Source organism: Streptomyces xylophagus, from assembly GCF_000716435.1.
Classification (GTDB): Bacteria; Actinomycetota; Actinomycetes; order Streptomycetales; family Streptomycetaceae; genus Streptomyces; species Streptomyces xylophagus.
On record NZ_JNWO01000003.1, the window covers coordinates 287,581 to 300,722 of the forward strand.

Consider the following 13,142-nt stretch of genomic DNA (forward strand, 5'->3'; position numbering starts at 1 on the left):
TGACGGCCCGTCACCTCGCGCGGGACGGCGTCCGGATCGTCGCCCTGCGCGGCGAACTCGACCATGCGGCGCGGGACTTCGCCGAGGAGGCGCTGAGGCCGCCGGCCGGCGACGTCCCACCGCGGACCGTCGCCCTTATTTCCTGCCGGGACACCTTGCACCTGGCGCTCGAGAAATCACCTCCACACATGTGCCGTAGTCTGCGCCGGTCAATCCTGACACCTCCATGTGAATACCTACACGTGAATATCGAAGGAGTACCTGAATGGTGAAGCGAGACAATGCCGTGGACCTGGTGGGGCTCCTGTCGGTCGAAGGGCAGGATCTGGCCGCTTCATGGGTCGGAGAGGTGACAGGATCACTCGGCGGTCGCGTCGGCGCGGCAGAACTCAACCGTGAACTGCGAGAGCTGTACGAAGCCCTGGTGGAGGCTTTGCGAAAGGGCGCCACGGACGTCCACTCGGAGCACATGTCCGAAGTCCGCGCCCATTTGACAGAATTGTCGAGGAATCGGGCCCGGCAGGGATTCTCGCCGAGTGAGACCGCCGTCAGTGTCTTCGCGCTGAAACGCGTCCTGGAACCCGTATTGGAAAAGGGCACCGCCGACGAGATCCGCGCCTATCTGCGGCTCGCCCGAATACTCGACAGTCTGGGACTCTTCACGATCGAGACCTATACGCAGACCCGGGACGAGCTGATCACCGCGCAGGCCGAGCAGTTGCTGGAGCTGTCCACGCCGGTGGTGCGCCTGTGGGACGGCGTCATCGCCGTACCGCTGGTCGGCACGCTGGACTCGGCGCGGACCCAGGTGGTGATGGAGAAGCTGCTGCAGGCGCTCGTGGACACCGGTTCGGAGCAGGCGATCATCGACATCACGGGGGTTCCCGCGGTGGACACCCAGGTCGCCCAGCACCTGCTCAAGACCATCGTCGCCGCCCGGCTGATGGGCGCCGAGTGCACGGTGTCCGGCATCAGTCCGCAGATCGCGCAGACCATCGTGGCGCTGGGGATCGAGTTCGACGGCATCGTGACGAAGGCGAGTCTGGCGGACGCCCTCAAGCTGGCCCTGCGCAGGTCCGGCGTGGATCTGGTCGCGCACACCGGTGCGCAGCGATGAGCGACCGCATTCCGATCCTGCGGATCGGGGACATCCTTGTGGTGTCCGTCCAGTTCGACCTGGAGGACCAGACGGTCCTCAATCTCCAGGAGGATCTCGCCGACCAGATCGTGGCGAAGTCGGCCCAGGGCGTCATCATCGACATCAGCGCTCTGGAGATCGTCGACTCCTTCGTGGGGCGCATGCTGGCGACGGTGGCGGCCATCTCGCGGGTGCTCGACGCCAGGACGGTGGTCGTGGGCATGCGTCCGGCCGTCGCCATCACCCTGGTCGAGCTGGGTCTCTCGCTCGGTGGCGTCAGCACCGCTCTCGATCTGGAGAAGGGGCTGGCGAAACTGAGCCGGTCCACCAGTACGGGCCCCAGGTGACAGCGCCCTGGACAGCCGACGAAGAGCCGCAGGTCTACGCCGTCGAGCGCAGCGGTGATCTCGTCCACGTCCGCCAGGCGATCCGGGCACTGGCCCAGCGGTGCGGTCTGTCCCTGGTCGACCAGACGAAGATGATCACCGCGGCCAGTGAACTCGCCCGCAACACGCTGACCTACGGCGGCGGGGGCACGGTCAGGGCCGGGCTGGTGAGCGCGAACAGCAGACGGGGAGTGGGCGCGGTCTTCGAGGACACCGGCCCGGGAATCCCCGACGTCGAACAGGCGATGACGGACGGCTGGACCTCGGGCGGCGGGCTGGGGCTGGGCCTCAGCGGTGCCAAGCGGCTCGTCGACGACTTCCGGCTCCGCACCGCGCCCGGCGAGGGCACGGCCGTCACCATCATCAAGTGGGCGCGATGAGTACCACGACCCCCCTGGAGTCCGAGGACCTGGCCTGGTTCCGGGACGGGCCGTCCCTCTCGGTGGCCGCCCGGGGCGCGGCCACCGCGCTGGCCCGGCGCATCGGCCTCAGCGACCATCGGGCGGCCGAGGTCGCCCTCGCCGTCACCGAGGCCGCGACGAACGTACAGCGACACGCGGTCGACGGCGCCCTGCTGCTGCGCGCGGTGCGCTCCGGGGACGAGGCCGGGGTGGAGTTCCTCACCGTCGACTCGGGACCCGGGATGACGAACGTCCCCGCCGCCCTCGCCGACGGGGCGTCCAGCGCGGGCACCCTGGGCATCGGCCTTGGCGCGGTCTCCCGCCTTGCGGACCACTTCGACCTGCACTCCGTTCCCGGCCGCGGAACGGTCATGGCAGCCCGGTTCTGGCCGCGCGGAGGGAACGGCAGGGCCGTCGTGGCCTCCCCCGGCGACTCCCCCGCCGCCGGTGTGACCAGGCCGATCAGCGGGGAGATCGTGTGCGGGGACGCCTGGGCCGTACGCACGGTGGCCGGTGACGGCGACGGAGGTCACCCCGCGCTCCTGGTCATGCTGTGCGACGGTCTGGGCCACGGGCCGCTCGCGCAGCGCGCGAGTCAGGCCGCGGTCAGGGCGTTCCACGCCGCGCACGATCTCAGTCCGGAGGGTGTCCTCGGCGCCGTTCACCGTGCGTTGAGCGGGACGCGTGGCGGGGCGGTCGCGGTGGCACGGATCGAGCCCGCCGCAGGACGGGTGCTGTACTGCGGGATCGGCAACGTCAGCGGTTTCCTCGTCCACGACGGCGGGCGCCGTGCGTTGTTGTCGGCCCCCGGAATCGTGGGCGCGCACATGCGGCGACTGCGGACGTTCGAGGAGCCCCTTCCCGCGCACGGCGCCCTGGTCATGCACTCCGACGGGCTGACCGAACGCTGGGATCCGGCAGTCCTGCCGGGCCTTCTGGGTCACTCACCGCTCGTCATGGCAGGCCAGTTGCTGCGCGAGGCGGCGGTGCGGCTGGACGACGCGTGTGTGGTCGTGGTCAAGGGCGCCTGGTGACCGGGGAGAGGAGCGGGCATGCCGACCGACGCGTCTGAGCCGGGCCCGCGCGGCGGGGCGGTACGCCATGACCGCTCGCCGGACGCTGTCGGACGGGTGGCGGCCCTCGGTCTCGCCACGCCCCAGGACGTGTTCGGTCTTCGGCGCAGCGCCCAACAGGCCGCGGCAGCCGTGGCGTTGGACCGTCAGGACCAGGTCCGGCTGGCCACCGCGCTGAGCGAACTGGGCCGCGACCGGCTCGGCTGCCGCGGCCTGGAGGTCGCCTTCGGCCTGGACGTCACGGCGCAGCCGATGGCCCTCGTCATCACGTTCGTCTGGATCGGCGGACCGCCGCCGGCCCAGGAAACGCTCGACCTGGCGGCCAAGCTCGTGCGGGTCGACCACGAGGCCGGTGCCGCGGTCAGCCGTATCGTCGTCACCCAGCCGCTCACCGCACACGGGCTGACGGCCGCCGAACTGCGCGCACGTCTGGTCAAGGTGCTCGCAGGCGGTGCCCGGTCCACCGAGGCGGACGATCTGCGCGCCCAGACCCGCGACCTGGTCGCCACGCTGGAGGAGACGCGCGCCCAGCGCGAGGAACTCCTCCAGCTGAACGAGGAGTTGGAGGAGACCAACCGCGGAGTGCTCGCGCTCTACTCGGAGTTGACCCAGGAACTGGAGACCACCAACAGCGGTGTGCTGGCCCTGCACTCCGAACTGGAGGACAAGCGGCACCAGTTGCTGGAGGCGAGCGAGGCCAAGACCCGGTTCTGGACCAACATCAGCCATGAACTGCGCACTCCGGTCAACTCCGTGGTCGCGCTCTCCCACCTGCTGCTGGCGACCGGTTCACCACCGCTCACCGAGGAGCAGCGGGAACAAGTAGACCTCATCGCGTCCTCCGGCCACACCCTCCTGTCGCTGGTGAACGACCTGCTGGACGTCGCCAAGGCCGAGGCCGGCCACCTCGACATCCATCCTCAACCGGTGGATCTACGGCTGCTGTTCGCCCACCTCGGCAGCCTCCTTCGGAACAGCCCCCACCACGACCAGGTCACCCTCGTCACCCCTGGTCTCGAACAGCAGCCGGACCTGGTGACCGACGAGACGCTGCTGATCCGCGTCCTGCGCAACCTCCTGTCCAACGCCCTGAAGTTCACCGAGCGGGGCGAGGTACGCCTGGACGTCGCCGTCGACCCCGAACTGCCGCCGCACGCCCTCCTGTTCACCGTCACGGACACGGGAGTGGGGATACCTCCCGACGAACTCGGGCGGGTCTTCGAGGCGTTCTACCAGGTCCGCGGCCCGCACCAGAGGGGACGCCCCGGTACCGGCCTGGGCCTGCCCTACGCCCGCACACTCACCGAACTGCTCGGCGGCTCCCTCACCCTCACCAGCACCGTGGGGGTCGGCACCCGGGTACAGGTACGCCTGCCGGATCTCGGCCGGGAACCCGCGAAAGAACCGGAAACCGGAGGGTCGGGCCATGACCGATAGCGTCCAGGATCCTTCCCCCGCGACCGTCCTGGTCATCGACGACAACGAGACGAACCGCTACGTCCTCACCAGCTGGCTCCGGCGCGCGGGACACACGGTGATCGGCGCCGCCACCGGCGAACAGGGGCTCGCACGGCTGAACTCCACGGAGAGCGCGCTTCCGGACCTCGCGATCATCGATGTGCGGCTGCCCGACATGAGCGGCTTCGAGGTCAGCGAACGCCTCAAGGACAGCCCGCGGACGGTCCATCTGCCGGTCATCCAGATCTCGGCCGCCGCCACCAGCGCGGACGACCACGCCGAGGGACTTCGCCGGGGTGCGGACGCCTATCTCGACCAGCCCATCGACCCCGGCGAACTCCTCGCCACCGTCACCGCCACCCTGCGCTACGCCAGGGCCCGCCAGCGCGCCGAACGGCTCGCGCAACGCCTCATCGCGCTGAACGCGGCGACGCTGGACGTCTACAGCGCCGTGGGCTTCCACTCCTTCGCCTCGGCGGCCACCGGCGGCGCGGCCGGAGTCCTGGAGAGTCCGGCCAGCGCGGTGTTCCTGTCGCCCCAGGCGCAGGCCGTGCACAGCATGATCGACGACCCGCGGACCCCCGTACGCACCCTTGCCGCCCATCCCGGTCTCCTGGACCAGTTGGCGGCGCAGGGCCTGAAGCAGGACACCGGGGTCGCGGTCGTCCGTGTCCCGCACGACCGGTGGCGAGCCCTGCTGCCGGCCGACCACCTGTCCGGCGAGATCGCGCTCGCGGTCGCCCGCACCAAACGCGGCCGTCCCCCCGTCTGCCTCGCCGTCCCCGCGTCCGCCCTGGGCAGCGCCGACGACGAGCAGCTCTTCCAGCAACTGGCCAACGCGAGCGCCCTGGCCTTGGAGGCCCTGCGCACATACAACGAGGAACACGCCCTGGGCCTGGCCCTGCAACGCTCCTTCCTCCCCAAGGAGTTGCCGACGGTCCCCGGCGTCGAGCTTGCCTTCCGCTACCTCCCCGCCTCCGAACACGCCGAGATCGGCGGGGACTTCTACGAAGCGGTGCGGACGGTCAACGGCCTGCTCCTCGCCATCGGAGACGTCGTCGGGCACTCGGTGACGGCCGCGACCGTCATGGGCGAGGTACGACACGCCCTGCGCGCCTACGCCATCGAGGGCCACCCTCCCCACCACATCCTGGACCGGCTGGAAACCCTGCTGGGCCAGTCGCAACCCGGTGTCACGGTCACCCTCTGCCTGGTCCTCGTCACCGCGGAGGACCGCCACCTGCACATCGCCAACGCGGGTCACATCCCCCCGTTGTTGATCGACCCGCGAAGCGGACCCCGGTTCCACCACCCCCACGGTCCGCTGCTCGGCCTGGGTCTCCCGCATCCGCCGCCCACCGTCCTGCCGGCCCCGCCCGGCACCCGCCTGCTCCTGGTCACGGACGGCCTCGTGGAGGTACGCACCGCTCATCTCGACACCACACTCGGCGAGTTCAGCACCGCCGTCGCCGAAGGCCCGGCCGATCTGGAGGAGTTGTGCGATCTGCTGCTCGCCCGGTTCGGACACAACAAGGACGACGACATCGCCCTGATCGCTGCCCTGTTCTCGTAGGCGGGCAGCCTCGTCGGCGGGCGAACTCGTAACCCTGGGCACGCGAGAGCCCCGGGGCTCCTTGCGGAATCCCGGGGCCGTGGTGCTCGCGGCAGACGCCGGATCAGACGCGCGGGCCGCCGAAGGGGCCGCCGCCGCCCGTGCCGTAGTACGTGCCCACCTGGTCGTGGTAACCCCGGTCGCCGAGGTGCTTCTCACGCTCGAAGTCGGGGGCGTCCTTGATCTGTTCCTTGGTGAGGCCGACGAAGACCTTCTTCTCGCTCGGGTCGATGCTCACGACCGTGCTCGCCGGGAGCAGAACCTCCTTGCCGAAGATCCACACACCGGTGTCGACGACCAGATAGGCGTCACCGACCTCGTCGGAGTGCTTGTCGACCTTGCCGATACCGCCGTCGGTCGCCTCGACCTTGTATCCACTGAGGTCGGCGTCCGCCAGACGACCCGCGGTCGACTTGTAACTCCACACATTCTCAGTCACGCGAAAACAACTCCTCGGTTTATTCGACAGCCACAGTTGCGGGTGCCCGTCATCCGGGGTCGCACGCCCCGTATTCACGAAAGAATCCGCAACTACCAGCGATACCAACGGCCACTGCCGCCCTTCGGACGAGCAACGAATCCGACGAGCCAAAGAACCAGCACGACGATCGCGACCCACCACAGAATCTTCAGCGCGAAACCCGCACCGAAGAGAATGAGGGCCAGCAGAAGAACAAGAATCAGGGGAATCATAATTGTCAACCTCCGAACTGCCGTCTGCCCCCACATTCTCCGCTCACGCCTACGGACCTGCAATTCACCTGTGTTCGGTACGGCCGAGGTCGCGCGCGTGCGGAATCTCCATCAGCGGCGGATCAGCCCACCGTCGACGAGGATGACCTGACCGGTGATGAACGCGGCCTCGTCGGAGGCGAGGAACGCGGCCAGGTTCGCCACGTCCTCGGGCGTCTGCTCCCGCTTCAGGTTCTGCAACTGCGCGTGATGCGCGAAGAAGTCGTCGTCGAGCTCGCGGAGCGTGGTCGGAGTACGCACGACGCTCGGGGCGAGGGCGTTGACCGTGACGTCGTAGCGCGCGAGGTCGGTCGCCAGCGCGTGGGTGAAGCCGTTGACGGCGCCCTTCGCGGAGACATACGCGAGGAACATGGGCGGGGCTTCCCAGTAGCTCGACGACGACATGTTGATCACGCGACCGGCCGGTGACTTCTTGACGTCCGCCAGGAAGGCCTTGGTGACGAGGAAGTAGCCGTTCACGTTGATGGAGAAGAGGTTGCTCCACTGCTCGAACGACGTGTTCTCGAAGTCGCGCAGCATGGCGACGGCCGCGTTGTTCACCACGATGTCCACAGGGCCCAGTGCCGCGTGGACCTGCGCGGCGAACGCGTTCACCTGGGCCTCGTCGGACACGTCGACCTTCGCGCTGAAGAAGCGGCGCCCGTTCGCCTCGACGAGCGCCCGCGTCTCGTCCGCCGGGTCGAGATCGGCGACGGCGACGTCGGCGCCCTCGGCGGACAGCTTCTGCACGATCACTCGGCCTATTCCGGCGCTCCCACCGGTCACCACGGCGGTCCTACCGGTCAGACGTCCAGCCATGACACAACTCCCTTAGTTTTTGACGGACTTGCTCTGATGGATCGGGTCCGAGGGGGAACTCAGCCGCCGGCGACGGTGGCCGCGGTGTCCCGCAGCGCCCGGGCGGTCCGGGCAAGGTCTCCGTGGAGCAGGCGGCCCGCGGCCTTCACGACCCGTCCTGCCACGAGGACCGTGTCCACGTTGTGGGGGTGCGCCGCCGTGACCACGGCCGCGATGGGGTCACGCTCTGCGGTGAGCAGGTTGATGTCGTCCAGGCGGAGCAGGACGACGTCGGCCTGTTTGCCGGGGCGCAGTGAGCCGATCCGGTCGGCCAGGCCCAGCGCGGCGGCACCGTCCAGCGTGGCCATCCGCAGTACGTCCCCGACGGTCATCCTGGGGTCGTCGGCGATCTGGCTGGCGAGCAGTGCCGCCCGCATCAGGGAGAACATGTCACCGGGGGCCGAGGTGACGGCGTCGACGCCGAGACCGGTGGTGACGCCGGCGCGCCGCAGACGGCCCGCCACCGGTGCGTTGTTGCCCAGCATCGCCTCCGCGCCGGGGGCTGCCGAGGCGGTGGCACCCGAGTCGGCGATCAGCTTCAGTTCGTCGTCGGCGAGCGTGTTGCCGTGCACGTAGAGGATCTTCCGGCGGAGCAGGCCGGCATCGCGCAGGGCGGAGATCGGCTGTGGGCTGACAGGGGTACTGGCGACGTGGAACGTCAGCGGCAGGTCCAGCTCGTCCGTCATGCGCCATTCCTCGGTCACCGTCTCGATCGGCGCGAACGACGGTCCGAGCGGGGCGTACGCCATGGTGACGAGCGCGCTGTCGTCGGACAGGCGCTCGGTGCGCAGGCGGCGGACGTCGCCGAGGTCGCCGCCCCCGGTGACCGGAGTGCCGTAGCCGTAGACCGCGCGCAGCCCGGCCGTGTGCAGGGCGTCGATGGCCGCGTCCGCGTGCTCCGGCGAGTACGCGATGTGCGAGTAGTCCAGCTGGGTCGTGATACCGGAGTCGAGGCACTCCAACGCGCCTGCCAGGGTGGCGATGTGCACGTCCTGCGGCCGCATCCGTGGGCCGCACCGCGCCAGGAGGCCGAGGTAGGTACCGAGATCGGTGTCCACGGCCGCGCCGCGCAGCGCCGACTGCCAGAGGTGCCGGTGGGTGTCCACGAAGCCCGGGAGCACGATCCGGTCGGTGGCGTCGATGACGGTGGCGCCCTCCGAGGCCAGGTCGCGTCCTACGGCGGTGATCCGGCCGCCCTCGATCAGAACGTCGGTACCGGAGTGGGCGATCGGTTCCGGCTCGGTGTCGATCACGTGGCCGTTGCGGATCAGGATGCGGGTGTCGGGCATGGCGCTGCCAACCTCTCTCGAGCAGTAGCTTTTTGAAAAGCTATCTCGAAAGCTATATCGACAGTGACCTAGCATGCAACCGTGACGACAACACCGGATCCCGTGGACGCCTGGATGGACTCATGGCGTGCGGAACTGCCCGAGGTCGAACGCTCCTCCTCGGAACTGACCAAACGGATCATGTTCATGTCCGGCGTACTGGACGGCGTCATGCGGCGCGAGCTGACCGAACTCGGGCTGACACCGGCCGAGTTCGACGTGCTGGTGACCCTGCGCCGGTCCGGTACGCCGTACCGCATGAAGCCGAACCAGCTCGCCCGCTCCGTGATGCTCACCACCGGCGGCACGACGAATGTCACCCACCGCCTGGTGGCGCGCGGCGTCGTCGAGCGGGAGGACGACCCGGACGACGCCCGCAGCACCTGGCTCCGGCTGACACCGGACGGCGTCGCGCTGGCCGAGCGGGCGGTCCTCGCGAACGCGGCCGCTCACGACGCCCTTTTCGACGGCGTGCCCGCGGCGGCCGTCGAGGCGGCGACCGCCGCGCTGCGGGAGCTCTTCGCCGTCAGCCCGAGCCTGCTCGGCAGCGGCGGGACAGTTCGGGTCGCCCGACCCCGGGCCTGATCGCGCAGCGGGCCCGGCGAGCCCAGCGAGTAGAACACTCGTTATAGAGCTGATGTAGAGTCACGCTATAACGATCGTCATAGGAGGCAGCCGTGACCGTCATCACCGTCAACACTCCCAAAGGGCGCCTGAGCCTTGAGGAGCGCCGCGCGCTGGCCGAGACGTTGACGGACGCGGTGCTCGTGCCCGAGGTCGGTCGGTTCGCGCCGGCCGCGCGGGTCGGGTTCCAGGTGCACTTCGTGGAGCGTGAGCCCGACATGATGGCCATCGGCGGACGTCTGCTGGCGGACACCGGTCCGGGGCTCGACGTCATGGTGATCGACGTGGCGGTCATGGACGGGGACTGGCGCCGGGAGGTCCGGGCCGAGGTCATCGAGCGCGTCCTGGCAGCGCTTGCCGAGGCCTGCCGGCTGCCGGCGCCGTCACCGGCCTGGTGGGTCACCTTCCGTGTCATCGACGAGGGCAGCTGGGGCGCCGGCGGCGGCGTACTCTCCGTCCTCTCGCTCCTCGAAAGCGGCGTGTTCACGGAGGACAAGGCCAAGGCGATCCGCGCGGCGATCGACGGCTGAGCCCCGGAGCCGCTCCCCCACCGTCAGGCCGGACGGTCGATCGCGCCGACGATCAGCTCCTCGAGCTGCTGCGCGACCTGGTCCAGGGGCTGCGCACTGCGCTTGGCGCGGCACATGGCGGTGGCGCCCTCGACCGATGCCACGATGAGGGCCGCGAGACCCTCGGCCCGGTCGCGGGTCACTCCGTGCTCCCTCAGCGACTCGGCGAGCAGCCGCTCCCAGCCCTCGAACGCCTCGGCGGCGGCAGTGAGTGCCGGTGAGACCTCGTCCAGCGGCGGCTCCTCGACGGAGACGGCCAGCACGGGACAGCCGGCGCGGAAATCGCTCTCGACGACGATGCCGCGCCACAGTCCCAGGAAGGCGCGCACGCCGGCGACCGGACCCGCCTTCAGCTCGGCACGCAGAATGCGGGCAACCGCTCCCCCCGCATACCGCACCGCCTCGGTCACCAACTGCTGCTTGCCCTCGGGGAAGTAGTGGTACGTCGAACCGAGCGGCGCCTTGGCGTGTTTGGCCAGGTCCCGGATGCTCGTGGCACTCAGGCCGCGCCTGCTGATCATGTCGGCCGCACCGGCCACGATGCGCTCACGCGACGGCGCGCTGGATTTGGCCAAGGCCGCACTCCCATCTGGATATAACGCTCGTCATAGTCTAGCTTGATCTCCGGTTATAACGCTCGTCATAGACCGTGTGTCCACCGAAGGGAAGACTCCGCCATGCCGATGATCCGGCTCACCGTCCCGCCCGCCTCGCTGACCGAGGAGGGCCGCAAGACAGTCCAGCGCGACCTGGCCGCCGTCCTGCTCCGCTGGGAGGGAGCGCCCGACACGGCGTTCTTCCGCGCCCAGGCGTGGAGTTACCTCGTCGAACTCCCCGAAGGCGCGCAGACCACCGCGGAGGACGAGGCGCCCCGCTTCCTCGTGGACGTCACCGTCCCGCAGGGCGCGCTGTCGGAGCGCCGCAAGGCGGGCCTGGTCGAGGACGCGACGAAGACCGTGCTGGCCGCCGCCGGACTCACCCCGGACGACGCACTGCGCGTGTGGGTGCTGGTGCACGAACAGCCCGACGGCACCTGGGGCGCGGGCGGCTCGGTCATCCGCTACGCCGACCTCGTCGCCCTCGCGAAGGGGCAGCGCGCCGATGCGTGAACTGACCTACGTCGCGAAGCGCACCGTCGAATGGCGCGAGGCTCCCGACCCCAAGCTCCAGTCCGACCAGGAGGCGATCGTCGCCCCGGTCGCGGCCACCTCCTGTGACGTCGACTCCGCGATCCTGGCCGGACACGGCTTCATCGAACCGCCCTTCGCCCTGGGCCACGAGTGCGTGGCCCGGGTCGTCGACATCGGCGACGCGGTGACGGCCGTATCCCCCGGCGACCTGGTGGTCGTCCCCTGGTCCATCAACTGCGGCACCTGCGACCACTGCCGTGCCGGACTCACCGCGCACTGCTCGGCCGTACCGCACATGGCGATGTACGGCGCGCCGATCGGCGGCAGTTGGGGCGGTCTCTTCTCCGACCTGGTCCGGGTCCCGTACGCGGACGCCATGCTGGTGCCCCTGCCCGAGGGCCTCAGCCCGGTCGCGATGGCCTCGGCCAGCGACAACTGGTCCCTGTCCTGGCGCCTGGTGGCACCCCACCTCAAGAACAAGCCCGGCGCCCGCGTCCTGGTCGTCGCCCGCGGCAGCATCGGCCTGTACGTGTGCGACATCGCCCGCGCGCTCGGCGCCTCGGACGTTCTGTACGTCGACCCGGACCCCGAACACCGCGAACTCGCCCGCAGTTACGGCGCCGCCACCGCCGAGACGCTGGAGCCGGTCCGGCACGGCTTCGACATCGCCGTAGAGGCGACCGGCCGCGTCGAGCAGCTCGCCTTGGCCGTCAAGTCCCTTGCTCCGGAAGGCATTTGTGAGTCCGCCGGCAACCACTTCCGGCCCGGCGAGCTGCCCCTGCTCGACATGTACCTCACCGGCGTCACCCTGCGCATCGCCCGCGACAACGTCCGCAACCACATCCCCGACGCCCTCGAACTGGCCGCCTCGGGCAAGGTCGACCCGGCACGGGTCGTCTCCCACGTCCTCGACTGGGAACAGCTCCCCGACGAACTGCCCGAGAGGCGCCTCAAGCCCGTCTTCGTCCGCGCCGACGGCTGACCGCGTCGCGACCACGACACCCCGACCGAGAAACTTGATGAACGCGATACCGACCGAATTCCCGGCGACGACCCACGACACAGCAGGCACGACAGGAGCGGAGCTGGACCTCCAACGGGAGGCCATTGCCGCCCTCGGCCACGAACTGCGGGCCCTCGTGGACGCCACCGTACGCACCGCGGCCCCGGTCGAGGTCCTGCACCGGATCGCGGACGAAGTCCGCCTTCTCAGGGGGCAGTTGACCGGTCGGCGACGTACCAGGGCGGAGATCCCTGCCGTCGACGAGTTCCCCGGAGAGATACGGATGTACAGCCCCGTGACGGGAGCCGGGAGCCCGCTCGCTCCGCCCATGCAGGTGACCGCTGACAGCGGTGGCGCCGTGGGCCGCTGCACCCTCGGTATCGCCCACGAAGGACCGCCCGGCTACGGGCACGGCGGCATGAGCGCCATGCTGCTGGACGAACTCATGGGCCGGGCCTGCATCGCCGCCGGACTACCCGGCATGACGGTCTCCCTCCAGGTGCGCTACCGCCGGCCCGTCCCCCTGGAGACGCCCTTGTGGGTCCACGCCCGGGTCACGGGCACCGAGGGCCGCAAGGTCTTCGTAGCCGGCTCGATCAGCACCGAGGAGGACCCGTCGACCGTCGTGGTCACCGCAGACGGTGTCTTCGTCTCGCCCGACCCGGACCGCGCTCGCGCCCTGTTCCCGAGTGACCCGTCAGTTCTGCGCAGGCAGGACGGGCCTGATCGTGACAATCTCCCTGATTGACGGCATGCAACCCGCTGATCCGGCTGATCTCGCCGGCTGCCTCCCCTTCGCGTTTCACCCCGCACCTGCCCCATCCGAACCA

Annotated in this window: 16 protein-coding genes; 11 read left to right on the forward strand and 5 right to left on the reverse strand. The window is 69.8% G+C overall.

The genetic code is table 11. From position 1 onward, the window contains the following. The first annotated feature begins 265 nt into the window (after positions 1-265). From OO70_RS08310 to OO70_RS08335, 6 genes are read left to right on the forward strand one after another with little or no spacing between them, the layout of a single operon-like run. Entirely contained in the window at positions 266-1,117 is an 852-nt protein-coding gene (locus OO70_RS08310; RefSeq protein WP_043666236.1) for an STAS domain-containing protein, read from the forward strand. Beyond that, positions 1,114-1,485, forward strand: coding sequence for an STAS domain-containing protein (locus tag OO70_RS08315; RefSeq protein WP_043666239.1), 372 nt, complete (start codon positions 1,114-1,116; stop codon positions 1,483-1,485). The genes OO70_RS08310 and OO70_RS08315 overlap by 4 nt, the downstream gene beginning before the upstream one ends. Further along, positions 1,482-1,904: an anti-sigma regulatory factor gene (locus OO70_RS08320; RefSeq protein ID WP_043666241.1), complete on the forward strand. Its 423-nt coding sequence runs from the start codon at positions 1,482-1,484 to the stop codon at positions 1,902-1,904. Before OO70_RS08315 ends, OO70_RS08320 begins: the two co-directional genes overlap by 4 nt. Next, the gene (locus tag OO70_RS08325; protein WP_043666876.1) at positions 1,901-2,959 is read left to right on the forward strand and encodes an ATP-binding SpoIIE family protein phosphatase; all 1,059 of its coding nucleotides are present in this window, start codon (positions 1,901-1,903) and stop codon (positions 2,957-2,959) included. Before OO70_RS08320 ends, OO70_RS08325 begins: the two co-directional genes overlap by 4 nt. An 18-nt stretch (positions 2,960-2,977) precedes the next feature. Beyond that, positions 2,978-4,435, forward strand: a complete 1,458-nt coding sequence (locus OO70_RS08330; RefSeq protein ID WP_051740897.1) for a sensor histidine kinase — start codon at positions 2,978-2,980, stop codon at positions 4,433-4,435. Then, entirely contained in the window at positions 4,425-6,029 is a 1,605-nt protein-coding gene (locus OO70_RS08335) for a SpoIIE family protein phosphatase (protein WP_043666244.1), read from the forward strand. The genes OO70_RS08330 and OO70_RS08335 overlap by 11 nt, the downstream gene beginning before the upstream one ends. 103 nt (positions 6,030-6,132) lie before the next feature. On the opposite strand, the gene OO70_RS08340 is transcribed toward OO70_RS08335, so the two are convergent. The 4 genes from OO70_RS08340 to OO70_RS08355 all read right to left on the reverse strand — a co-directional run bounded on the left by OO70_RS08340 (position 6,133) and on the right by OO70_RS08355 (position 8,947). Next, positions 6,133-6,507, reverse strand: coding sequence for a hypothetical protein (locus OO70_RS08340; protein ID WP_043666247.1), 375 nt, complete (start codon positions 6,505-6,507; stop codon positions 6,133-6,135). Between the two features lie 92 nt (positions 6,508-6,599). Continuing rightward, positions 6,600-6,761 carry a hypothetical protein gene (locus OO70_RS08345; RefSeq protein WP_043666884.1) on the reverse strand — a complete coding sequence of 54 codons (162 nt, stop codon included), beginning with the start codon at positions 6,759-6,761 and terminating at the stop codon, positions 6,600-6,602. Positions 6,762-6,872: 111 nt separating this feature from the next. After that, positions 6,873-7,619, reverse strand: coding sequence for an SDR family NAD(P)-dependent oxidoreductase (locus OO70_RS08350; RefSeq protein WP_199827274.1), 747 nt, complete (start codon positions 7,617-7,619; stop codon positions 6,873-6,875). A gap of 59 nt (positions 7,620-7,678) precedes the next feature. Continuing rightward, the gene (locus tag OO70_RS08355; RefSeq protein WP_043666252.1) at positions 7,679-8,947 is read right to left on the reverse strand and encodes an amidohydrolase family protein; all 1,269 of its coding nucleotides are present in this window, start codon (positions 8,945-8,947) and stop codon (positions 7,679-7,681) included. An 81-nt stretch (positions 8,948-9,028) separates the two neighbouring features. Here OO70_RS08355 and OO70_RS08360 point away from each other — a divergent pair, with 81 nt between their 5' ends. Both OO70_RS08360 and OO70_RS08365 read left to right on the forward strand, forming a co-directional pair. Continuing rightward, positions 9,029-9,571, forward strand: a complete 543-nt coding sequence (locus tag OO70_RS08360) for a MarR family winged helix-turn-helix transcriptional regulator (RefSeq protein WP_234336784.1) — start codon at positions 9,029-9,031, stop codon at positions 9,569-9,571. Positions 9,572-9,663: 92 nt separating this feature from the next. After that, positions 9,664-10,140 (forward strand): tautomerase family protein, encoded by a 477-nt coding sequence (locus tag OO70_RS08365; RefSeq protein WP_043666255.1) that lies wholly within the window; start codon positions 9,664-9,666, stop codon positions 10,138-10,140. Between the two features lie 23 nt (positions 10,141-10,163). On the opposite strand, the gene OO70_RS08370 is transcribed toward OO70_RS08365, so the two are convergent. Continuing rightward, positions 10,164-10,754: a TetR/AcrR family transcriptional regulator gene (locus OO70_RS08370; RefSeq protein ID WP_043666257.1), complete on the reverse strand. Its 591-nt coding sequence runs from the start codon at positions 10,752-10,754 to the stop codon at positions 10,164-10,166. Positions 10,755-10,856: 102 nt separating this feature from the next. Between OO70_RS08370 and OO70_RS08375 the strand changes: the two genes are divergently transcribed. Genes OO70_RS08375 through OO70_RS08385 form a run of 3 tightly spaced genes read left to right on the forward strand, consistent with a single transcriptional unit; the run spans position 10,857 to position 13,060 of the window. After that, positions 10,857-11,288 (forward strand): tautomerase family protein, encoded by a 432-nt coding sequence (locus OO70_RS08375; RefSeq protein ID WP_043666260.1) that lies wholly within the window; start codon positions 10,857-10,859, stop codon positions 11,286-11,288. Further along, positions 11,281-12,291 carry a zinc-dependent alcohol dehydrogenase gene (locus OO70_RS08380; RefSeq protein ID WP_043666262.1) on the forward strand — a complete coding sequence of 337 codons (1,011 nt, stop codon included), beginning with the start codon at positions 11,281-11,283 and terminating at the stop codon, positions 12,289-12,291. The genes OO70_RS08375 and OO70_RS08380 overlap by 8 nt, the downstream gene beginning before the upstream one ends. A gap of 37 nt (positions 12,292-12,328) precedes the next feature. Further along, a complete protein-coding gene (locus tag OO70_RS08385) occupies positions 12,329-13,060 on the forward strand; it encodes a PaaI family thioesterase (RefSeq protein ID WP_051740900.1) in 732 nt (243 codons plus the stop codon). Positions 13,061-13,142: the final 82 nt, after the last annotated feature.